The organism is Amycolatopsis melonis (assembly GCF_040064235.1).
Taxonomy (GTDB): domain Bacteria; phylum Actinomycetota; class Actinomycetes; order Mycobacteriales; family Pseudonocardiaceae; genus Amycolatopsis; species Amycolatopsis melonis.
Genome location: NZ_JBDZYD010000009.1, coordinates 390674 through 413070, shown reverse-complemented (window position 1 = coordinate 413070; position 22397 = coordinate 390674). Strand labels below are relative to the sequence as shown.

General features: G+C 71.7%; 20 protein-coding genes. 14 read left to right on the top strand and 6 right to left on the bottom strand.

From position 1 onward, the window contains the following. Positions 1-140: 140 nt before the first annotated feature. Positions 141-3365, bottom strand: a complete 3225-nt coding sequence (locus ABJI51_RS25660) for a GH92 family glycosyl hydrolase (protein ID WP_348953984.1) — start codon at positions 3363-3365, stop codon at positions 141-143. A 290-nt stretch (positions 3366-3655) separates the two neighbouring features. Between ABJI51_RS25660 and ABJI51_RS25655 the strand changes: the two genes are divergently transcribed. The 12 genes from ABJI51_RS25655 (at position 3656) to ABJI51_RS25600 (ending at position 15413) form a co-directional block, all read left to right on the top strand. Continuing rightward, complete coding sequence (locus ABJI51_RS25655) at positions 3656-4639, top strand: LacI family DNA-binding transcriptional regulator (RefSeq protein WP_348953962.1); 984 nt, start codon at positions 3656-3658, stop codon at positions 4637-4639. Beyond that, positions 4636-5673, top strand: a complete 1038-nt coding sequence (locus ABJI51_RS25650; RefSeq protein WP_348953961.1) for a class I mannose-6-phosphate isomerase — start codon at positions 4636-4638, stop codon at positions 5671-5673. Before ABJI51_RS25655 ends, ABJI51_RS25650 begins: the two co-directional genes overlap by 4 nt. Then, positions 5670-6434, top strand: a complete 765-nt coding sequence (locus tag ABJI51_RS25645) for an ATP-binding cassette domain-containing protein (protein WP_348953960.1) — start codon at positions 5670-5672, stop codon at positions 6432-6434. The genes ABJI51_RS25650 and ABJI51_RS25645 overlap by 4 nt, the downstream gene beginning before the upstream one ends. Next, on the top strand, positions 6431-7480 hold the full coding sequence (locus tag ABJI51_RS25640) for an ABC transporter permease (RefSeq protein WP_348953959.1): 1050 nt from the start codon (positions 6431-6433) through the stop codon (positions 7478-7480). The genes ABJI51_RS25645 and ABJI51_RS25640 overlap by 4 nt, the downstream gene beginning before the upstream one ends. A gap of 29 nt (positions 7481-7509) precedes the next feature. Beyond that, positions 7510-8502: an ABC transporter substrate-binding protein gene (locus ABJI51_RS25635; protein ID WP_348953958.1), complete on the top strand. Its 993-nt coding sequence runs from the start codon at positions 7510-7512 to the stop codon at positions 8500-8502. 235 nt (positions 8503-8737) lie between these two features. Then, the gene (locus ABJI51_RS25630; protein WP_348953957.1) at positions 8738-9457 is read left to right on the top strand and encodes a nucleotidyl cyclase domain-containing protein; all 720 of its coding nucleotides are present in this window, start codon (positions 8738-8740) and stop codon (positions 9455-9457) included. A gap of 31 nt (positions 9458-9488) precedes the next feature. After that, positions 9489-10544 (top strand): sensor histidine kinase, encoded by a 1056-nt coding sequence (locus tag ABJI51_RS25625; protein ID WP_348953956.1) that lies wholly within the window; start codon positions 9489-9491, stop codon positions 10542-10544. After that, positions 10541-11296, top strand: coding sequence for a LytR/AlgR family response regulator transcription factor (locus ABJI51_RS25620; RefSeq protein ID WP_348953955.1), 756 nt, complete (start codon positions 10541-10543; stop codon positions 11294-11296). Before ABJI51_RS25625 ends, ABJI51_RS25620 begins: the two co-directional genes overlap by 4 nt. Beyond that, entirely contained in the window at positions 11293-11643 is a 351-nt protein-coding gene (locus ABJI51_RS25615; protein ID WP_348953954.1) for a hypothetical protein, read from the top strand. The genes ABJI51_RS25620 and ABJI51_RS25615 overlap by 4 nt, the downstream gene beginning before the upstream one ends. 28 nt (positions 11644-11671) lie before the next feature. Beyond that, positions 11672-13396, top strand: coding sequence for a sodium/solute symporter (locus tag ABJI51_RS25610; protein ID WP_348953953.1), 1725 nt, complete (start codon positions 11672-11674; stop codon positions 13394-13396). Positions 13397-13467: 71 nt separating this feature from the next. Continuing rightward, positions 13468-13806 carry a DUF485 domain-containing protein gene (locus tag ABJI51_RS25605; protein ID WP_348953952.1) on the top strand — a complete coding sequence of 113 codons (339 nt, stop codon included), beginning with the start codon at positions 13468-13470 and terminating at the stop codon, positions 13804-13806. Then, positions 13803-15413, top strand: a complete 1611-nt coding sequence (locus tag ABJI51_RS25600) for a solute symporter family protein (protein WP_348953951.1) — start codon at positions 13803-13805, stop codon at positions 15411-15413. Before ABJI51_RS25605 ends, ABJI51_RS25600 begins: the two co-directional genes overlap by 4 nt. A 65-nt stretch (positions 15414-15478) precedes the next feature. On the opposite strand, the gene ABJI51_RS25595 is transcribed toward ABJI51_RS25600, so the two are convergent. Both ABJI51_RS25595 and ABJI51_RS25590 read right to left on the bottom strand, forming a co-directional pair. Next, a complete protein-coding gene (locus ABJI51_RS25595; RefSeq protein WP_348953950.1) occupies positions 15479-16216 on the bottom strand; it encodes an isocitrate lyase/PEP mutase family protein in 738 nt (245 codons plus the stop codon). Further along, positions 16213-16674, bottom strand: a complete 462-nt coding sequence (locus ABJI51_RS25590) for a carboxymuconolactone decarboxylase family protein (protein WP_348953949.1) — start codon at positions 16672-16674, stop codon at positions 16213-16215. Before ABJI51_RS25590 ends, ABJI51_RS25595 begins: the two co-directional genes overlap by 4 nt. Before the next feature lie 46 nt (positions 16675-16720). Here ABJI51_RS25590 and pdxR point away from each other — a divergent pair, with 46 nt between their 5' ends. After that, a complete protein-coding gene (pdxR, locus tag ABJI51_RS25585; protein WP_348953948.1) occupies positions 16721-18103 on the top strand; it encodes a MocR-like pyridoxine biosynthesis transcription factor PdxR in 1383 nt (460 codons plus the stop codon). A 447-nt stretch (positions 18104-18550) separates the two neighbouring features. Here the strand turns inward: pdxR and ABJI51_RS25580 are convergent, their stop codons facing one another. The 3 genes from ABJI51_RS25580 to ABJI51_RS25570 form a co-directional block, all read right to left on the bottom strand. Further along, the gene (locus tag ABJI51_RS25580) at positions 18551-19276 is read right to left on the bottom strand and encodes a peptidylprolyl isomerase (RefSeq protein WP_348953947.1); all 726 of its coding nucleotides are present in this window, start codon (positions 19274-19276) and stop codon (positions 18551-18553) included. 263 nt (positions 19277-19539) lie between these two features. Further along, a complete protein-coding gene (meaB, locus tag ABJI51_RS25575; RefSeq protein ID WP_348953946.1) occupies positions 19540-20508 on the bottom strand; it encodes a methylmalonyl Co-A mutase-associated GTPase MeaB in 969 nt (322 codons plus the stop codon). Next, positions 20509-21696 carry an acetyl-CoA C-acetyltransferase gene (locus ABJI51_RS25570; RefSeq protein WP_348953945.1) on the bottom strand — a complete coding sequence of 396 codons (1188 nt, stop codon included), beginning with the start codon at positions 21694-21696 and terminating at the stop codon, positions 20509-20511. Positions 21697-21833: 137 nt separating this feature from the next. On the opposite strand from ABJI51_RS25570, the gene mce reads away from it, so the two are divergent. Further along, on the top strand, positions 21834-22289 hold the full coding sequence (mce, locus tag ABJI51_RS25565; RefSeq protein WP_348953944.1) for a methylmalonyl-CoA epimerase: 456 nt from the start codon (positions 21834-21836) through the stop codon (positions 22287-22289). The last annotated feature ends 108 nt before the right edge of the window (positions 22290-22397 follow it).

Genomic DNA, 22397 nt, shown 5'->3' with positions numbered 1-22397 from the left:
GGGCGGGCCGATCCCGGTGTTGCGGGCTGCGCGGGCGCCCCCCCGGGCCGCGGGGGCGGCGACGGGGTTCGTCCCCGTCGCCGCCACGGCGAGCGCCAAAGCGCCCGCCAGGACCTTGCTCTTCACTGGAGCTTTCCTTCCTAGGCGCCGATGGCGATCGCGAACACGTGGAACGCGCCGCCGTTGACGTTGGACGGCAGGGTGACGCCGGCGACCGTCTTGCCCGCGTCGAGGGTGATCGGGGAAGTCCCGAAGACCATCGTGCGGATCTGCTGCGGGTCGCCGCCCGAGGCGTTGCGGTACGGCGTGGACAGCACGATCCGGTTGCCGAACGCCGGTTGCGCGTTGCCGCCGCCGAGGGTCCAGTCGGAGAACCCGACGTTCGCCGTGGACGTGCTGCCGTCGGTGTAGGTCACCGTCAGCGTGCCCGAGGCGTTCCCGTTGGACGCCGAGCCGAGCAGGGCCAGCCGTCCCGAGCCCGAGACGTTCACCGTCTGCCCCGCGGCGATCACGTTGTCCGGGTCCCCCGCGGGGAACGACGGCCAGGTGAACTTCAGCCCGTCACTGGTGATCGTCGCGCCGGGTGCCGCCCCGGCCGCGGCCAGCGCGTCGGCCGAGTAGCTCCAGCCACCGCCGTCGAAGTTGGCCGCGGCGGGCTTCGAGTCGGGCGAGATCCCGGCGTTGTTGACCGTCGCCAGCCAGCTGTTCGGCTGGGCGACGAGCACGGTCAGGACCGCCTGCGAAGACGCCACTCCCGGCGAGGAGAACGTCACCGGGATGCGCCGCGCGCCGTCGGCCAGTCCCGCCGGGACCGACACGGTCAGCTGCGCCTGTGCCTTGCCCGCGGCGGGCACGGCGATGCTGCCGGTCGCCGGGGTCAGCGTGATCCCGTCGACGCTGCCCGCGGAGTACGTCCAGGTCCGCGCCGCACCGGAGAGGTCCTGGACACCCACCGCGACCTGGGACGTCGAGCCGGCGGGCGTCACCGCCCGCGCCGGGTTCACGAACGACAGGCTCGGCTTTTCCTGGTCGCGGAAGGACGGCGGGGCGTCGGCGGCCGCGCTGCCCCACGCGGTCGGGGTCGCCGACAGCGCGAAGTCCAGGGTGCCGCCGGTCGACACCAGCGTCTCCGGCAGCCACGCCTTGGCCGCGTCGGCACCGTTGGCCTTCAGGCCCGCGACGTAGTCCCCGGTCCCGGACGTGGTGACGGTGATCTTCTTGCCCGCACCGGTGGTCAGCACGGCCTTGCCGAACAACGGCGTGTTCAGGACGAACTCGGCGCGGCCCGGGATCTCCGGGTAGAGGCCGAGTGCGGCCCAGACGTACCACGACGACATCTGGCCGAGGTCGTCGTTGCCGATCAGGCCTTCCGGACGCGAGTTGTACAGCTCGTTCATCGAACGCCGGACGATCGCCTGCGTCTTGGCAGGCGCGCCCGCGTAGGAGTACACCCACGGCGCGTTCGAGTTCGGCTCGTTGCCCATGAACGCGTACGGCAGCTGCGTGCCCGCGTTCAGCTGCGTGAAGAAAGTGTCCAAACGCGACTGGACCGCGGTGGCGCCGCCGAACGCCGTGACGAGACCGCCGAGGTCGTAGGGCACCATCCAGTCGTACTGGGCGCCGTTGCCCTCGACCCAGCCCTCCGAGCTGGCCGGGTTGTAGGTCCCGGCGAACGAGCCGTCGGCGTTGCGCGGCTGCAGGTGCCCGGTGCCCGGGTTGTAGAGGTTCTGCCAGTACTGGGCGCGTTTCATGAACGTCGTGTACGTCGCGGAGTCGCCGAGCCGCTTGGCGAACTGGGCGATGGCGAAGTCCGCGCTGGTGTATTCGAGGGTGTCGGCGCCGGCGCCCGGGACGTACCCGAGGGTCTGGTAGTCCTCCAGTCCGGGCCGCTCGGTGTAGCCCTGCGTCGGCTGCGTGGCGCCCTTGATCATGAGCAGCAACGCCTTCTGGGCGTCGAAGTCCCGCGCGCCGAACGCGTACGCGCTGGAGACGATGATGTGGTACGGGTCGCCGTTCATGACGCCGGTGTAGTCGTTGGCGACGGTCCAGCGGTCCCACGAGCCGCCCTGCTCGGCGTAGGCCATCATCGACCGGACGATGTCCGACGTCTCGTGCGGCGCGATCGTGGCCAGCAGCGGGATCTCCGAGCGGTAGATGTCCCAGCCGGAGAAGTTGGTGTACATCGCGTGCCCCTTGTCGGCGGCGTGGATCCGGCCGTCGAAGCCGATGTACTGCCCGTTCGCGTCGGAGAACACGTTCGGCTGGATCAACGCGTGGTACAGCGAGGTGTAGAACGTCGTCAGGTGCTCGTCGGAGCCACCCGTGACGGCGATCTTGCCGAGCTGGGCGTTCCAAGCCTTGCGCGCGTTCGATGCCACCGTGTCGAAGGACTTGCCGGTGTTCTCCGCCTTGAGGTTGGCCTTCGCGCCGTCGACGGACACAAAGGACAGTCCTACCTGGACGTTCACCTGCGCGCCGGTGAGGTTGGCGAAGGTGACGTACCCGCCGCTGCCAGGACCACTGACGGTCGTGTTCTGCGGCGCGACCTTGGCAGGCCGGGCGATCGAGGCGTCGACACCGTTGGGCTGCGCCACCTTCGCCTTCGCGCCGCCGGTTTCGGCGGCCTTGTTCGGCGTCACGGCCCCGTTCTTCCAGGTGCCGATCGACGCAAATGGCGTGTCGAACTTGGCCGAGAAGTAGACGCGGTAACTGTTGCGGGCCCCGCAGAAGCGGCCGCTGGTGGCCCAGCCGCTGATGGTGTCCTTGCCGATGGTGATCGACGCGTCGTCGGTGCCGTTGACCGAGCCGGACGTGTTGATCAGCAACGTCGAGGCCGCGCCCGCCGGATACGTCAGGCGCGCCGAACCGGTGCGCTGCGTCGCGCTCAGCTCGACCTTCGCGCCGCTGTCGAGCGTGACGTCGTAGGCGCCCGCGGTCGCGTGTTCGTTGGCGTGCGAGAACTTCGACGTGTAGTGCGCGGGGTCGGTCGCCGGGGAGGTGGTGACCTCGCCGACGTACGGGATGAACGGAATGTCCTGATAGGTCGAACAACCGGCGCCCGAAAGGTGCGTCAGGCTGAAGCCGGTCAGGGTGTCGTCGTCGTAGAAGTACCCGCCGGGCTGGGATTTCACCGTGTCCGGGCTCCACTGGACCATGCCGAACGGCACGACCGCGCCTGGGAACGTGTTGCCCGCACCGCCGCCGGTGCCGTGGTCGGCCCCGCCGGGCCGGGTGCCCACGAAGGGGTTGACCCACTTCGCGTAGTCGGTGCTCGTCGCCGCTGCGGCGGGAACAGCGGGAGCCACCGCTGCGGTCACCGCCAGGGTCAGGAAAGTTAAACCGGCTCTCAAGCGCGCTCGCGCCATGGCCATCGCCTCTCCACCTCGTCAGCGCGACCGGGGTGACAACCTTGTCGCGCAGTCTCGAACCGGGCCACCTTGGGCAGGCGCTCACCAGCCAGTCAAGACTGTGGTGAAGACCTGTCCACTTCCGGACAGCACGTCCGCAGGCCGCGGAAACCGAATCGGCACAATCCACGCCAGGGGCGTTGACAAGCACGCGGGCGTGGCGTTCAATCCCGGTCACTATGACAACGTTGTCTCCACCCGGCCGGGACCGGGACGGCAGCACGCGCACCGCGAGCAGGCGCGCCACTATGAGCGACGTGGCCCGGCTGGCGGGTGTCAGCATCAAGACCGTCTCGCGCGTGGTCAACGACGAACCGGCCGTGCACCCGGACACCGCCGAGCGGGTCATGGCGGCCATCGAGCAGCTGGGGTTCCGGCGCAACCTCGGCGCGCGCAACCTGCGCCGCGGGTCGACCACCGGCACCATCGGGCTGATCGTCGAGGACGTCGGCAACCCCTTCTACTCCGAGCTGAACCGCGCGGTCGAGCGCATCGCGACGTCGTTCGGCCGCCAGGTGCTCACCGGCTCGTCGGAGGAGAACTCCGACCGCGAACGCGAGCTGGTCCTGGAGTTCTGCGCGCGGCGGGTGGACGGCATCCTCGTCGTCCCGGCCGGCCTGCAGCACGGGTACCTGGTGCCGGAGATGCGCGCGGGCACGCCGGTGGTGTTCATCGACCGCCCGGCAGGCGACATCGTGGCCGACACCGTGCTGGTCGACAACCTCGGCGGCACCATCGAAGCCGTCACGCACCTGGCGCGGCACGGGCACCGGCGGATCGCGTTCCTCGGCGACAGCCCGGACATCTTCACCGCGGCCGAGCGCCTGCGCGGGTTCCGCGAGGGCTGCGTGCGCAACGGGATCTCCTACGACGAGTCCCTCGTCTCCATGCGCACGCCGACGCCGGAGTACATCGGCGACGCGGTGCAGCGGCTGCTGGAGGGCCCGGACGCGGCGACCGCGGTGATCGCGGGCAACAACCGGGTCGCGGTGCACCTGCTGCGCGCGCTGGCGCACGCCGAGCGCCGCCCGGCGATGGTGAGCTTCGACGACTTCGAGCTGGCGGACCTGCTGGACCCGCCGGTCACCGTCGTCGCGCACGACGTGAGCGCGCTGGGGCACGCCGCGGCCGAGCTGCTCTTCTCCCGTGTCCAAGGAGACCAGTCCCCGCCCAGAAAGGTAGTCCTGCCCGTGCATCTCGTCGCCCGCGGTTCCGGTGAGGTCGCCCCGTGACCCTCGAACCCCTCCGGCTCCCGGCCAACCAGCCGCCGCAGTTCTACCGCGGCGGCGACGCCATCGCGGCCCTGCGCGGGGCACCCGCGGAGTCGAAGTTCGGCCCGGAGGACTGGGTCGCCTCGGCGACCACGATGTTCGGCCGGGAGACCACCGGCCTGACCCGGCTCCCGGACGGCGCCTGGCTGCGCGACGCCGTCGAGCGCGACGCCACGGCGTGGCTCGGCGCCAAGCACGTCGAAGCGCTCGGGACGTCGACCGGGCTGCTGGTCAAGCTGCTCGACGCGGGCCAGCGGCTGCCCGTGCACTTCCACCCGGACGACGCGTTCGCGCAGCGGCACTTCGACTCGCACTTCGGCAAGACCGAGGCGTGGATCGTGGTCGGCACCCACGGCGACGACCCGCGCGTCTACCCGGGCTTCAAGGAGACGCTCTCCAAGAGCACGGTCGCGGAGTGGACGCGCGAGCAGGACGTGCCGTCGATGCTGGGCGCGCTGAACAGCGTCCCGGTCGCGCCCGGCGACACCGTCTACATCCCGGCCGGGCTGCCGCACGCGATCGGCGAAGGCGTCTTCGTCGTCGAACTGCAGCAGCCGACCGACTTCTCGCTCACGATCGAGTGGCGTGACTTCCTCGCCTCGCCCGAGAAGGGCCACCTCGGCCTCGGCTTCGACACCGCGATCGAAGCACTGGACACCTCGGGCTGGGACGCCGACCGCCTGGACACCATCATCCGGCACACCGGCGGCGACACCGCGTCCACTGTGGACCTGCTGGCGCCCGGATCGGAGCAGTTCTTCCGAGCCGAACAGCTGCGTACCGACGAGCTGACAACGTTGTCACTCGATCCTTCGTTCGCGGTGCTGGTCGTGCTCGGCGGCGAGGGCACGCTGCGCACCGAGCACGGCGGCGAGTACCCGCTCGCCAAGGGCGACACCTACGTGGTCCCGTTCGACGCGGGCCAGACCGAACTGGCCGGGACGGCGACGGTGATCCGCTGCCGTCCCCCGGCCCCGGAAGGGAGGCGGGGATGAGCGACATCCTCCTCGACGCGATCGAACTGACCAAGCACTACGGCTCGGTCGAAGCCCTGCGCGGCGCGTCGTTCCAGGCCCGCGCGGGCGAGGTGACCGCGCTGATCGGCGACAACGGCGCCGGCAAGTCCACTTTGGTCAAATGCCTCTCCGGCGCGGAACAGCCGACGTCCGGGAAGATCGTGCTGGACGGCAGGCAGGTGCACCTCGACTCGCCGACCACGGCACGGCGGATGGGCATCGAGACCGTCTACCAGGACCTCGCGGTCGCGCCGGAACTCGACCCGGCCGCGAACCTGTTCCTCGGCCGCGAGATCCACCGCAAGGGCATCCTCGGCAAGCTCGGGATGCTCGACAAGAACGAGATGCGGCGGCAGGCGATCGAGGAGTTCCAGCGCCTCGGCGTGACGCTGCAGAGCACCGACGTCCCGATCGGCTCGCTGTCCGGCGGCCAGCGGCAGAGCGTCGCGGTCGCGCGGTCGGTCGTCTGGGCGTCGAAGGTCGTGTTCATGGACGAGCCGACCGCGGCACTCGGCGTCGTGCAGCGCGAGCGCGTGCTCGACGTCATCAAGAAGGTCCGCGACAAGGGCATCGCCGTCGTGCTGATCAGCCACAACATGCCCGAGGTGCTGTCGGTCGCCGACCGCGTCGAGGTGCTGCGGCTCGGCAGGCGCGTCGCCCGGTTCACCGGCGCGGACACCAAGCTCGAAGACCTCGTCGCCGCGATGACCGGCGCCCTGGTGCAGGAGGAGGCGGCGTGAGCGTGTCCAGTCCCCCGAAGGACATCCAGGAAGCCCCGGACGCGGGCTTCGGCAAGCGGCCGCTGGGCAAGCGCCTGGCCGGCGCCAACACCTTCTGGATCGCGCTGGTCCTGGTCGCGCTGATCGTCGTGTTCAGCGCGATCGCCCCCGGCGAGTTCCCGACGCTGTTCACCTTCCAGACGCTGCTCATCGAGACGTCGGTGCTGCTGGTGCTGTCGGTCGGGATGACGTTCGTGATCATCACCTCCGGCATCGACCTGTCCGTCGGCTCGGTGCTGATCTTCGCCGGCATGGTCGCCGGCAAGGTGATGGAGGCGATGTCCGGCGGCAACGCCTCCGGTGCGGGCTGGGGCGTCATCCTGGTCGGGCTGGTCGCCGCGGTCGTCGCCGGGACCGCGTGGGGCCTGCTCAACGGGTTCCTCATCGCCGTGGCGGGGATCCCGCCGCTGATCGTCACCCTCGGCACCATGGGCGCGTCGCTCGGCGCGGCCTACCTGCTCAACAACGGCTCCGACGTGCGGAGCATCCCCGTCGTGCTGAACCAGACCCTCGGCTACGGCACGTCCTTCGGCGTGGTGCCCAACCTGGTCATCGTCGCCGTCGTCATCACGCTGATCGGCGCGTGGCTGCTGCACACCACGAAGTTCGGCCGCTACACCTTCGCCGTCGGCTCCAACGCCGAGGGCGCGCGGCGCGCGGGCATCGGCGTCACGCGGCACCTGCTGAAGGTGTACACGCTGACCGGGTTCCTGGCCGGGGTCGCCGGGTTCCTCTCGCTGGCGTACTACGCGTCGACCACGATCTCGGCGCACACCACCGACAACCTCAACGCCATCGCCGCGGTCGTGATGGGCGGGACGAGCCTGTTCGGCGGCGTCGGCTCGGTGCTGGGCACGGTGATCGGCGTGTTCATCCCGGCGGTGCTGAAGAAGGGCTTCAACATCACCCACGTCCAGGACTTCTGGCAGATGATCGCCGTCGGCGCGGTGCTCGTCGCCGCCGTCTGGTTCGACCAGCGGCGCCGCCGCCGTCGCAACTCCCGCTGAGTTTCCCCCTAGTACGAAGAGGTGCTGGCATGAAACTGTCCAAGACTTTCGTGGCCGTGGGCGCGGTGGTCTCCGCCGCCGCCCTGCTCACCGCGTGCGGGTCCGGCACGGTCGGGCAGACCGGGTCCAGCGGCCAGCCGCAGCCCGGGAACAAGAAGCTGGCGCTCATCCCGGGCGTGCAAGCCGAGCCGTTCTACATCTCGCTGCAGTGCGGCGCCGAGGCCGAGGCGAAGAAACTCGGCTACGAGCTGACCACGCAGGCGCCGCAGAAGTTCGACGCGGCCATGCAGACCCAGCTCGTCAACGCCCTCGGCGCCAACCCGCCGGCGGCGCTGCTCATCGCCCCGACCGACGACACGGCGATGCTCGCGCCGATCCAGCAGGTCAAGAACCGCGGCGCGAAGATCGTCGAGGTCGACACCTCGCTGAAGGACACCGGCGTCGCCGTCTCGTCGGTCTCCTCCGACAACACCGAGGGCGGCAAGCTCGCCGCGCAGACGATGGCCAAGCTGGCGGGCGGCAAGAGCGGCTCGGTGCTGGTGCTCGACACGATCGCCGGCACGTCCACCACGGCGGCACGCGCCAAGGGCTTCGAAGACGAGCTGAAGAACACCCCGAACCTCAAGTCGATCGGCGTCCAGTTCACCCAGAACGAGCCCGACCAGGCGGCGTCCAAGGTGACCGCGGCGCTGTCGTCGACGCCGGACCTCATCGGCATCTTCGCGACCAACCTCAACACCGGGGAGGGCGCGGCGACGGGCCTGCGCAACGCGGGCAAGGTCGGCGCGGTGAACCTGATCGGCTTCGACGCGAGCCCGTCGGAGGTCGAAGGCCTCAAGAACGGCCAGTACCAGGCGCTCATCGCCCAGGACCCGGCCGCGATCGGCACCCAGGGCGTCCAGCAGGCGGTCGCGGCGATCGAGGGCAGGCAGGTGACGCGGAACCTCACCGCGCAGCTGCACTCGATCACCAAGGCCGACATGGAGGCCAACTCGCAGTACTTCTACAAGCAGAGCTGCTGACCCGGACGGACGAAGCCGTCCGTGGCGGCGGCTTCGTCCGTCAACTCCTGGTACCGGCTGTTTGCCCGTCCACCACTTCTGACCTGCGGCTTCACCGGCAGTGATCGGTCACGGCCGGTCACCGCGGTGGGGGAACCGCTCACCGCAGCACCCGTTCCCCCGAATTGGCGTCTTGCGTCACACTCATCTGCACATGCAGATGCATCCGCGCCTGCATGATCGCAGGGAGGGTGCGATGAACTACGAGCGAACGGCCGTCCACCGGACGATCCTCGCGGTGGACGTCGAGAGCTACGGCGACCAGCGCAGGACGACCCCGGACCGCCTGGCGCTGCGCGACGGGCTCTACGGCGCGCTGCCCCGGGCGTTCGACGACGCCGGCATCCCCTGGGCGGACTGCCACGGCGACGACTGCGGCGACGGCCTGTTCGTCCTCGTGCCGCCCGAGATCCCGAAGTGCCACTTCGTCGAGTACCTGCCGACGGCGCTCGCGGTGGCCCTGCACCGGCACAACCGCACGCACGCCGCCGAGGCACGGATGCGGCTGCGGATGGCCCTGCACGCGGGCGAGGTCGTCTTCGACGACCACGGCGTCACCGGGCCGGCGATCAACCACACGTTCCGGCTCCTGGAGGCCCCGCCGCTGAAGGACGCGCTCAAGGCGTCGCCCGGCGTCCTCGCGCTGATCACGTCCACCTGGTTCTTCGACGAGGTCGTCCGGCACTGCGACGGGCTCGACCCGAAGACGTTCCGGCCGGTGCCGGTGACGGTCAAGGAGACGAACACGACCGGCTGGATCTCCCGCCCCGACCGGCCCTACCCGGCCGTCACCGGCCCGACGGCACCGGCACCGCGGCCCGGCCCGGTCACCGGGCTCGACGACTACCGCGTGTGGCGCTGGTTCCGCCGCCACGCCCCGGTGCTGACCGACCGCGAGGACGCGGCGTGGCCGTAGGATCTACTCCCCAGCCGCCGAGGGAGGCCCGATGTCCGCGCTGCACCTGCGCCCGGCGTCCCGCGCCGACCCGCTGCCGGTGCTCGCCGCCGCCCGCCGGATCACCGGCGACCTGCGCGACGGCCTGTCCGGCACCCGCGCCCGCCGCGCCGCGCACGGCCTGCGCCGCCTGTTCGGCTTCCCCGGGCTCGGCCTCACCGACCTGTCCGGGAACCTGGTCTGGTCGGGCCGTCCGGGTCCCGACGCCGCCGTCGCGACGGTGCTCGACGGCGTGCTGCACACCGAGGAACCCGGCTCCGCCCCCGACGTCCTCGCGCTGCCGCTGCACGTCCGCGACGAGCTGGCGGGCGCGCTGCTGGTCGTCGGCGACGTCCGGGACGCGGTCGCGGCCGAGGCCGCCGACCTGGTCGTCCAGGCACTCGAGCGCGGCAGGCTGGAGGCGTCGGCGGAGCAGGCGGCCCAAGCCGAGCTGCGGGCGCTGCGCGCGGAGATGTCCCCGCACTTCGTCTACAACGCGCTCACGGTGATCGCCTCGCTGGTGCGCTCGGACCCCGACCGCGCCCGCGACCTCATGCTCGACTTCGCCGACTACACCCGCTACAGCCTCGCCCGGCACGGCGAGTACACGGTGGTGGCCGAGGAGTTCCGCGCGATCGAGACGTACCTGGCACTGCAGAAGGCGGTGCTCGGCGAGCGGCTGCGCGTCCAGGTGCGGGTCGCGCCGGAGATCCTCGCCGTCGCCGTCCCGTACCTCGTGCTGGAACCACTGGTGGAGAACGCGATCCGGCACGGCATCGAGCCGCGGTCGGGCACCGGGCTGGTCCAGGTGCACGGCCAGGCGGAAGGGAACGACTGCGTGATCTTCGTCGAGGACGACGGCGTCGGCATGGACCCGAAGCGGGCGGCCGACATCCTCGCCGGGCGGACCGGCGAAGACGATGCGGCAGGGATGGGACTGGCCAATGTGGACAGACGGCTCCGGGACGTCTACGGCGCCTGGTACGGCCTGACCGTGGAGACCGAGGTCGGCGCGGGCACCCGGGTGATCGTGCGGGTGCCGCGGTTCCAGCCGGGGGTGCTGCCGTGACGGGCCTGCGTGTCCTCGCCGTCGACGACCTGCCGCCCGCGCTGGACGAGCTGTGCCGCATGCTGCGCGAAGCGCCCGAAGTCGGCGAAGTCGTCGGCGCGGGCGACGCGCTGAAGGCGTTGAAGCTGCTTCAGGCGGACCGGTTCGACGCGGTGTTCCTGGACATCTCGATGCCGGGCCTCGACGGCCTCGAACTGGCGTCGCTGCTGGCCAAGCTGAGCGAGCCGCCGGTGATCGTGTTCGTCACGGCCCACGACGGCCACGCGGTGACGGCGTACGGCATCGGCGCGGTCGACTACCTGCTCAAGCCGGTCCGCGCGGAACGGCTGTCGGCGGCGCTGGCGAAGGTGCTCCGCATGGCGACCCCCGCCCCGCGCCCGACCCCGGACGCAATGGCGGCGCTCCCGGTCGAGTCGGGCGGCCGCACCCGTTACGTCCGCCGTGACGACGTGCTGTTCGTCGAAGCCCACGGCGACTACGTCCGGCTGCACACGCGCACCGGCGTCCACCTGGTCCGGATGCCCATCTCGCGGCTGGAGGAGTACTGGGAGGGCACCGGGTTCAGCCGCGTGCACCGCGGGTTCCTGCTGGCGGTGGGAGCGGTGCTGGAGCTGCGCAGCGACACGGCGGGCGGGCTGCTGGCGCACACGGAGGCGGGCGACGTCCCGGTCAGCCGCCGGCACGCACGCGACCTGCGTGACCGGCTGCTGGAAGCCGCCCAGCGCGGCCAGCTCGGCCCGGGGCCGCGATGAGCAGGATCCGCCGCGTGGCCGTCACCAGCCCGCAGACCCGCCTCGCGCACGCACGCCGCCGGTCCCGCGCCCGCTGGCGCCAGCCCCGCCTCCCGGCGGGCGACACCCAGCGCGCGACGGCGCTGTACCGCGCCCAGCGCCGTCTCGGCGTCCCCGCGCTCGTGCTGATGTTCGCCCTCCTCCTCGGCCTGCCGGGCGTCTTCGCCCTCTTCCCCGGCCTGGACACCGTGCGGCTGCTGGACATCCCGGTGTCGTGGCTGATGCTGGCGGTCCTGCCGTACCCGGCGATGGCCCTGCTGGCCCGCTGGCAGCTGCGCCGCGCCGAACGCCTGGAGGACGACCAGTGACCCGGAAGTCCAGCGGCGGGGCCGGCTAGTGGGCGTCGCGCTCGCCGTCGCGCCGGTCGTGCTCGTGACGCTGCTCATCGGCGTCCGCGGGGTCGCCGCGATGCGCACGACGTCGGACTTCCTCGTCGCGTCCCGCCGGATCTCGCCGCTGGTCAACTCGGCCGCCGTCTCCGGCGAATACCTCAGCGCCGCCTCCTTCCTCGGCGTCGCCGGGCTCGTCGTCAAGGACGGCGTCGGCGCGCTCTGGTACCCGGTCGGGTTCACCGCCGGGTACATCGCGATGCTCGTGCTCGTCGCCGCGCCGATGCGGCGGTCGGGCGCGTTGACCGTCCCCGACTTCGCCGAAGCCCGCCTCAACTCGCCCTCGCTGCGCCGGCTCACCGCCGTCGTCGTGCTCGTCATCGGCACCATCTACGTCGTCCCGCAGTTCCGCACCGCCGGGCTGGTCCTCACGGCGGTCGGCGGCACGCCGTACTGGGTGGGCGTCGTCCTGGCCGGCGCCGCGGTCAGCGTCACCCTGGCCCTCGGCGGGATGCGTGCGGCGACCTACGTCCAGGCGTTCCAGTTCGTCCTGAAGCTGCTGCTGTTCCTCGTGCCGGCGATCTGGCTCGTCCTGCAGGCCGGCGCGGTCACCCGGGCCGAGGCGCTGCACCCGGTCGAGTTCACCCACTTCGCCCGCGACACCCCGGTGACGTTCGAGGTCGACGTCACCATGGAAATCCGCGAGCCGACGCCCGTGCGGCGCAACGGCGTCCCGGAGACCCTGCAGCCGGGCGAATTCACCGCGCACAGCCAGGACGAGGTCGTGTTCGGCCAGGGCGCGGCGGTCCCGGCCGTCCGCGGCGGCGCCCCGCTCGGCGGCGACGGCTGGCAGCGCCCGCTGCTCGACCTCGGCGACGAGGGCTACCCGCTGCTGGGCACCTGGGCCGTCCTCATCGCGACGATGCTCGGCACGATGGGCCTGCCGCACGTGCTCATGCGCTTCCACACCAGTCCCGACGGCCGCGCCGCCCGCCGCACCGCCGCGATCACCGTCGCGCTGCTCGGCGTCTTCTACCTCTTCCCCGGCGTCTACGGCGTGCTCGGCCGGGTGCTCGTCCCCGGCCTCTACCTCTCCGGCGCGACCGACACCGTGGTCGTCGCCCTGCCCGCCCAGGTGGACAGCGGCTGGGCGGGCGGGCTGTTCACGGCGCTGCTGACCGCGGGCGCGTTCGCCGCGTTCCTGGCGACGTCGCTGGGCCTGCTGCTGGTGATGTCCGGCGCGCTCGCGCACGACCTCGTGCCCGGCGGGCTGCGGCGGCTGCGGTTCGCCGTGTTCGGCGTCGCCGGGGTGATGGTGCTGCTGGCGCTGCGCTCGGCCGAACTCGACGCCGGCGTCCTGGTGACGTGGGGCTTCACGGTCGCCGCGTCGACGTTCTGCCCGCTGCTCGTGCTCGGCATCTGGTGGCCGCGGCTGACCGCGGCGGGCGGCATCGCCGGCGTCCTGACCGGGCTCGTCGCGTCGTCCGGCTCGATCCTGTTCGCCCTCGCCGGCCCGGATCTGCGTGGCTGGGTGGCGATCATGGTCCAGCAACCGGCACCCTGGTCGGTACCGCTGGCATTCGGCGTAATGTCGCTGGTCTCGTTGCGGGGCAAGCCACCGGCGTGGTCGAACGCGGCGATGCTGCGCCTGCACCTGGACGAGCCCCGTTCGACCGGGCCACGCGACCGTTCGTCAACCGTTCGTCGTCTGACCCGGCTGTTGAACCGCTGAATCTTCACGTAAGACTCACGCGTCCCTACGGTGTCGCAGGTCACTTTCCGCAGCGTCGCGAGGGAGCAGCGATGAGCACCACGGACACCGACGGTCCCCCGGACACCACCTGGGAGCGCGCCCACCAGAGCACCGAGTTCCGCGAGCTGCGCAGCCGCCTGCGCCGGTTCGTCTTCCCGATGACGGCGCTGTTCCTGCTCTGGTACCTCCTCTACGTGCTGCTCGCGGACTACGCGCACGGCTTCATGAGCACCAAGCTGGTCGGCAACATCAACGTCGGCCTGGTCTTCGGCCTGCTGCAGTTCGTCTCGACGTTCGTCATCACCGGGCTGTACGTCCGCTACGCCAACCGGAAGCTCGACCCGGTCGCCGAGAAGATCCGTGAGGACATCGAGAAGGAGCAGGCATGAGCGCCACCCTCGCCGCGGGAGTGGAGGGCAGCAACCCGCTCCTGAACATCGGCATCTTCGCCCTCTTCGTGATCATCACGCTGGTGATCGTGTTCCGGGCCAGCCGCAACACGAAGACGGCGTCGGACTACTACGCCGCCGGCCGCGCCTTCACCGGCCCGCAGAACGGCATCGCGATCTCGGGTGACTACCTGTCGGCGGCGTCGTTCCTCGGCATCGCGGGCGCGATCGCCATCAACGGCTACGACGGCTTCCTGTACTCCATCGGCTTCCTCGTCGCGTGGCTCGTCGCGCTGCTGCTGGTCGCGGAACTGCTGCGCAACACCGGCAAGTTCACCATGGGCGACGTCCTGGCGTTCCGGATGAAGCAGCGCCCGGTCCGCGCCGCGGCCGCGACGTCGACGCTGGCCGTGTCCTTCTTCTACCTGCTGGCGCAGATGGCGGGCGCCGGCGGTCTCGTGGCGCTGCTGCTCGGCGTCGAGGGCTCCGGCGCGCAGGCGCTGGTGATCGCCGTCGTCGGCGTCATCATGATCGCCTACGTCCTCATCGGCGGCATGAAGGGCACCACCTGGGTCCAGATCATCAAGGCCGCCCTGCTCATCGCGGGCGCGCTCGCGATGACGCTGTGGGTGCTCGGCAAGTACGGCTTCAACTTCTCCAACCTGCTGCAGGCCGCGGTCGACAAGGCGGGCAAGGCAGGCCAGTCGCTGCTCGGGCCGGGCAAGCAGTACGGCGCCACCGGAACGTCCAAACTGGACTTCCTGTCGCTGGGCATCGCCCTGGTGCTGGGCACCGCGGGCCTGCCGCACGTGCTGATGCGCTTCTACACCGTGCCGACGGCCCGCGACGCGCGCCGCTCGGTGGTCTGGGCGATCGTGCTGATCGGCGTGTTCTACCTGTTCACGCTGGTGCTCGGCTACGGCGCGGGCGCGCTGGTCGGGCCGGACGCGATCAAGAAGGCGCCCGGCGGGGTCAACTCCGCGGCGCCGCTGCTCGCGCTGGAACTCGGCGGGCCGGTGCTGCTGGGCCTGATCGCCGCGGTCGCGTTCGCCACGATCCTCGCGGTGGTCGCCGGCCTGACGATCACGGCGTCGGCGTCCTTCGCCCACGACGTCTACGCGAACGTGGTCAAGCGGGGCAAGACGTCGCCGGACTCCGAGGTCAAGGTCGCCCGGATCACCGCGCTGGTCATCGGCGCGCTGGCCATCGGCGGCGGCATCCTCGCCAACGGGCAGAACGTGGCGTTCCTGGTGGCGCTGGCCTTCGCGGTCGCGGCGTCGGCGAACCTGCCGACGATCCTCTACTCGCTGTTCTGGAAGCGGTTCAACACCCAGGGCGCGCTGTGGTCGATCTACGGCGGCCTCGCCGTGACGGTCATCCTGATCGTCTTCTCGCCCGCCGTCTCGGGCAAGAGCACGTCGATGTTCAAGAACGCCGACTTCGCCTGGTTCCCGCTGAGCAACCCGGGCATCGTCTCGATCCCGGTCGCGTTCCTGCTCGGCTGGCTCGGCACGGTCCTGTCGAAGGAGCACGACGAGCAGAAGTACGCCGAGATGGAGGTGCGGTCCCTGACCGGCGCGGGTGCCGAGAAGGCCGTCGTCCACTAGCCCCACCGACCCCGGAGGCCGCCGCGAGGGTGTTCCCGATCCCCTCGCGGCGGCCTTCGGCCATTTCAGTACGGCAGCTTGCCTTCGGCGACGCCCGCAACGGCCGTCTCGAACTGCTTCCGCACGTAGTGCCACAGCCCGCCACCCAGCGAAATCCTCGCCACCCCCAGCGCGGCGAGGCCGTCCAGGCCCGGGCTGCCGGGCCACGCGGCCGCGTTGACCGCGCCGCCCGCCCCCTGCACGAACTCCGCGATCAGCTCCGGCGTGCGCAGGTGGATCGGGTAGACGCAGTCGGCGCCCGCGTCGTAGTACGCCTTCGCCCGGTCGATGCCCGCTTCGAGGGCCTCCTTCGTTTCCGCGCCACGGAAGGAGTCGATGCGGGCGTTGATCACCAGGCCGTCCCCCGCCGCCGCACGCAGGGCGGCGATCCGCTCCGCCTGCTCGGCGACCGGCCGCACCTGGCCGGTGGCGTGGTCGGTGTCCTCGAAGTTGCAGCCGGCCGCGCCGGCGTCGCGCAGCCGCGCGGCCAGCTCGGCACCGGACAGGCCGTAGCCCGACTCGGCGTCGACGGTCACCGGCACGTCGACCGCCTTCGCGATCCGCGCGGCGGCGGCGAACATCTCGCCGGCCGGCGCGGCCTCGCCGTCGGCGAAACCGAGCGCCGCCGCGACGGCGACCGAGCTGGTCGCCACGGCCGGGAACCCGGCGGCTTCGACGAGCTTCGCGGTGTCGGCGTCCCAGACGTTGGCCAGGACCAGCGGCTTGCCCGGGACGTGCAGCGCCCGGAGCGCGGCGGCGCTCACGCGTCCCGCTTCGGCAGCGGCGTGTGGCTGGTGATGGTCATCCGGTTCCAGCTGTTGATCGCGATGATCTCCCACGCGACGGCGCGGTACTGGTCCTCGGTGAACACCTCCGCCGCCCGCTCGTAGACGTCGTCGGGCACGGTCTGCGTCGCCGACAGCTTGGTCATCGCCTCGGTGAGGGCGAGGGCGGCCTGCTCCTGCTCGGTGAACAGGTCGGTCTCGCGCCAGCCGTCCAGCACGAACAGCCGCCGCGGCGACTCGCCCAGCTCCAGGGCGTCGCGGCTGTGCATGTCGAGGCAGTACGCGCAGCCGTTGATCTGCGACGCGCGGGTCTTCACCAGTTCCAGGAGTTTCGGGTCGAGCCCGGCGTTCGCCCCGGCCTTGTTCACGGCGGCCTGCAGGCCGGCCATCGCCTGGTAGAGCTCGGGAGCACCCCCGAGTCCGATTCGCTTGGTCATGCCGTCCACGCTAGCCCGAACTGGTCCACGAGTATGGTCCAGTCACATGACGGATTCGTGGTCCAGTTCCGGTCTCGACGTCCACCTCGGCTGGGACCCGGCCACCGGCCGCACCGGACTGGCGGCGGCGATCCGCGCTGCCATCCGCGAAGGCCGCTGGCAGCCGGGCGCGGCGGTGCCGTCGACCCGGGCACTGGCGCACGACCTGGGCATCGCGCGCGGCACGGTGACCCGCGTGTACGCCGACCTCGCGGCGGAGGGCTACCTGAAGACGACCCAGGGCGCGCCGACCCGCGTCGCGACGGCGGGCTCACTGCCGCAGTCGGCGCCCCGGCAGGCGCCGCGCGACCCGGCACCGCGCTGGGACCTGCGGCCGGGCCGCCCGGACCTGACGGCGTTCCCCCGGCAGGCGTGGCTGACGGCCACCCGCCGCGCGCTGCTGCGAACCCCGGCGTCGGCGCTGGGCTACGAGTCGGAGCTGGGCGCCCCGGAGTTGCGGGACACACTCGCGGGCTATCTCGCCCGCGCCCGCGGAGTGGTGGCCGACCCGGCGCGGATCGTGGTGTGCCACGGCTATTCGCACGCGATCGCGGTGCTGTCACGGGCGCTGTACGGACTGGGCGTCGGCGAGATGGCGTTCGAGAACCCGTCGCTGGCGATGTACCGCTCGATCGCGGCCGCGCAGGGACCACGGATCGTCGGCGTCCCGGTCGACGAACACGGCCTGCAAGTGTCCGCAGTGGACAGTCCGGCGGTGGTCGTCACGGCGGCCCACCAGTTCCCGACGGGCGTCACGCTGGCCCCGCACCGCCGAACGGCCCTGACCCGCTGGGCGGCCGACGAGGGCGGCTTCGTCCTGGAGGACGACTACGACGGCGAGTTCCGCTTCGACCGCCAGCAGGTCGGAGCGTTGCAGGCGCTGGCACCGGAGCGGGTGGTGTACGCGGGCACGGCGAGCAAGACACTGGCCCCGGCCCTGCGGCTGGCCTGGCTGGTGCTGCCGCGCTCGCTGGTGGAGCCGGTCCGCGCGGCGATGGCCGACAGCGGTTCGCGCCCGTCACTGCTGAACCAGCTGGCCCTGGCCGAGCTGATCGACTCGGGCGCGTACGACCAGCACGTCCGCCGCAGCCGAGCGGAGTACCGCGCCCGCCGGTCCCGCCTCCTGGCGGCCCTGCCGGATTCGGTCCGCCCCCAGGGCATCGCGGCGGGCCTGCACCTGCTGCTGCGCCTCCCACCCGACGGCCCCTCGGAAGCAACGGCCCTGGCGGCCTGCCACCGCCGAGCCATAGGCATCGAAGGCCTGGGCGACTGCTGGATGGACGACAACCGCCCCGGAGGCCTGATAGTCGGCTACGCAGCACCCCCGAAACACGCGTTCGCAGGCGCAACCCAGACCCTGATCGAAGCCCTCTGGGAAATCACCGCCTAACCCCTCCCACTCCCCCTCCCCTCACCCGAGACCCGCCCCCCGGGACACACACGTCCCCGCCAAACACCCGAGATCCGCCCCCAATCACACGAGATCCGCCCCCAATCACGCAAGATCGGCCCCCAATCACGCAAGATCCGCCCCAATCACGCGAGATCGGCCCCCAGTCACGCGACATCCGCACCGGTCCCCCGTGTCGTCCCTCCAATCACGCGTGTCGGCTTCCTGATCACGCGAGTCGGCCCTCCAATCACGCGCCATGCCTTCCCCATCACCCGTGATGCCCCTCCAGCCACACGTGATTCCCCTCCAAACACACCCGATGCCCCTCCAGTCACGCGCGATTCCCCTCCAATCACACGCGATACCCCTCCAATCACACCCGATTCCCCACTCAGCACCAGCGAACCCCGCGGGCCGCCCACCCGGACGGCCCGCGGCCCGCCATCAGAACCAGCAGCCCGGCCGGACCCGCAACAGTTCCGTCCGCAGCACCGGCGTGCCATCGACCGGCGCCGGGTTCTCCGCCGTCGGCTGGATCCCGCCGGCAGCGACCTTGTCGAGCGTCTTCAGTCCCTCGGCTCCCACCGTCCCGAACACCGTGTAGTTCGGCCGCAGCGCGGAATCGCCGTACACGACGAAGAACTGCGAACCATTCGTGTCCGGCCCCGCGTTGGCCATCGCCAGCAGGCCGCGCGCGTAGACGCGGCGCGCGCCGGTCGGGTCGGTGGGCGCGGGTGGCAGGTCCACCGGCAGCTCGTCCTTGTACTTGTAGCCGGGCCCGCCTTCCCCGGTTGCCGTCGGGTCGCCGCACTGCAGGACCTTCAACGTCGGGTACGCGGTGAGCCGGTGGCACACCGTGTGGTCGTAGAACCGGTGCCGCGCCAGGTGCAGGAAACTCTGCACGGTGCACGGTGCCTTCGCCCGGTCCAGCCGCAGCGGCAGCGCGCCCTGGCTGGTCGGGACCGCCACGTCGACCGTGCCGTGGCTCGGCGTGTACCGCGGGTCGGGCGGGAGCGGCACCGGCCGCGCGGGTGGCTCGTCGGGGGTTTCGGTGTACTGGCAGGGACCGTGCGTCGTCTTCGGCGGGGCCGGGTCGGCCGCGGCCGCCACGCCGCTGCCCGCCACGAACAACGCGCCCACCGCCAGCGCGGTGACCAGTGTCTTCTTCATCCTGCCCGTCCTCCCAGTGATCGCCCGGTTCCGGAGCGCCCGCAGTCTAGGACCCGGCACCGACAAGAAGAACCGGCGAAAGTCGCCCATGTCAGCCGGTCGGGTGAACCTCGGCGCCCGCACCCGGCCGAGCCCCCGAAACTGTCGGACCCCCGGCGCACGATGGTGATCACGCGGCAAACCGCCGCACCCGAACAGGAGGCGTCATGACATTCCGCCGGAGAACCGTTGCCGTGGCACGGTTTCTGCGCACGCGGCTCGCGTCACTGACCGCGCAGGTCCGCGATCAGCTCGTCCGCGGCGGCGAACGGATCGAGCTCGCGGGCCACGACCCGCTCGGCCACGCCGTCGAGCCGTCCCCCGCCACGCAGGTCCGCCAGCTCGGCCCGCAACCGCCGGATCGCGATGGCCTCCACCTCGTCGCGCGCACGGGCCGCGCGGCGCCGGGCCAGCTCGCCGTGCGTCACAAGCCATTCGTGGTGCGCCGCCAGTGCCTGCACGACCTCGTCGACGCCCTCGCCCTTCGCCGCGACGGTCCGCACGATCGGCTGGCGCCAGCTCGGTCCGCGGATCTCGCGGCGGGACAGCGAAATCATCTGCTTGAGGTCGTGCACCGTGGCGTCGGCGCCCTCGCGGTCCGCCTTGTTCACGACGAAGACGTCGGCGATCTCGAGCACCCCGGCCTTCGCGGCCTGGATGCCGTCCCCCATGCCCGGGGCGAGCAGCACCACGGTGGTGTCGGCCAGCTTCACGACGTCCACTTCGGACTGTCCGACGCCCACGGTTTCGATCAGCACCACGTCGAAGCCCGCGGCGTCGAGCACGCGCACCGCCTGCGGGGTCGCCCACGAGAGCCCGCCGAGGTGCCCGCGCGTGGCCATCGAGCGGATGAACACGCCGGGGTCGGTGGCGTGCTCGCTCATCCGGATCCGGTCGCCGAGCAGTGCCCCGCCCGAAAACGGCGAAGACGGGTCGATCGCCAGCACCCCGACCCGCTTGCCTTCCGCGCGCAACGCGGTGAGCAGCGCCGAGGTCGAAGTCGACTTGCCGACCCCGGGCGGCCCGGTGAGCCCGACGACCCGGGCCCGCCCGGTGTACGGAGTCAGCGCCCGGGCGATCTCGGCGACGCGGGGATGGGCGTCCTCGACGAGCGACAGCAGCCGCGCGACGGCACGGGGCTGCCCGTCCCGCGCGCGGCCGACCAGGTCGTCGAGGTCGAGTGGTCCGGTCACCTACGCGGACGGCACCCGCAGCAGCAGGGCGTCGCCCTGGCCACCGCCACCGCACAGCGCGGCGGCACCGAGCCCGCCACCGCGGCGGCGCAACTCGTGCACCAGGTGCACGGCGAGCCGGGCACCGGAGGCGCCGATCGGGTGGCCGAGGGCGATGGCGCCACCGTTGACGTTGACCTTCTCCGGGTCGAGGCCGAGCTTCTCGGTCGAGACGAGCCCGACCGCGGCGAAGGCCTCGTTGATCTCGACGAGGTCGAGCGCGTCGGCGGTGAGGCCGGCCTTCGCCAGCGCGGCGAGGATCGCGTTCGACGGCTGCTCGTGCAGGCTCGCGTCGGGCCCGGCGACCACGCCGTGCGCGCCGATCTCGGCGAGCGGCGCGATGCCGAGTTCCTCGGCCTTGGCCCGGCTGGCCACGACGACCGCGGCGGCGCCGTCGGAGATCTGCGAGGCCGAGCCCGCGGTGATGGTGCCGTCGGCGGCGAAGGCGGGACGCAGCTTGGCGAGGCCCTCGGCGGTGGTGTCGGCGCGGACGCCCTCGTCGGTGTCGAAGACCACCGCGTCACCCTTGCGCTGGGGAATGGAGACGGGCGCGATCTCGTCGGCGAAGTAGCCGTTCTTGATCGCCTCGGCGGCGCGCTGGTGGGAGCGGGCCGCGAACGCGTCCTGCTGCTCGCGGGTGACGCCGTAGCGGGCGTTGTACTTCTCCGTCGAGGCGCCCATGGCGACCTGGTCGAAGGCGCAGAAGAGACCGTCGTGGGCCATGTGGTCGACGAGCGTGCTGTCGCCGTACTTGAAGCCGGAGCGGGACTTGGGCAGCAGGTGCGGTGCCTGGGTCATCGACTCCTGGCCGCCGGCGACGACGAGGTCGAACTCGCCGGCCCGGATCAGCTGGTCGGCGAGCGCGATGGCGTCGAGGCCGGAGAGGCAGACCTTGTTGATCGTCAGGGCGGGCACGCTCATCGGGATGCCCGCGGCGACCGCCGCCTGGCGGGCCGGGATCTGGCCGGCGCCGGCGGTGAGCACCTGGCCCATGATCGTGTACTGCACCGCGTCCGGGGCGACCCCGGCACGCTCGAGGGCCGCCTTGATCGCGACCCCGCCCAGCTGTGCCCCCGTGAAGTCCTTGAGGGATCCGAGCAGGCGCCCGATCGGCGTACGGGCGGCACCCAGGATCACGGAACCGGACACGGCGTCCTCCAAGCATCGGCGCATGGGCAGTTTTCCCGACCATACCCGGGAGGCGGGCTTCTTGATGGAGCCAGTGTGAGGCGGGGCACGCAACGATTCCGGCTCCCCGCGCTCGCACGGGCCCCTATCCTGCCTCCATGAATGACGCCCTGCGGCCGTTCGTGACGGCCATCGACCACGTCGGCATCGCGGTCCCGGACCTCGACGCGGCCATCGAGTTCTACCGCGAGCACTTCGGGCTGAAGGTGACGCACGAGGAGGTGAACGAGGAGCAGGGGGTACGGGAGGCAATGCTGCGCGCCCCCGGCGCGGCGGGCACGGAGACACAGATCCAGCTGCTGGCACCCCTGCGCGACGACTCGGCGATCGGCAAGTTCCTGGCCAAGAGCGGCCCGGGGCTGCAGCAGCTGGCCTACCGCGTGTCCGATGTGGACGCAGCAGCGGCGGCCCTGCGCGAGAAGGGCCTGCGCATGCTGTACGAGTCGGCAAAGCGGGGCACCTCGAACAGCCGGGTCAACTTCGTCCACCCGAAGGACGCGGGCGGCGTGCTGGTGGAACTGGTGGAGCCCGCCAAGGGCGACACCGCCCACTGACGGACGAGCTGTGCTCGCGTAACGGCTCCGGCCGCACGGGAGTGACAAGCGCCCTGGAGGGCGGCGAGCCGCCGGACTCCCCTGACGGGGTGCCTGCTGCGCGGACGG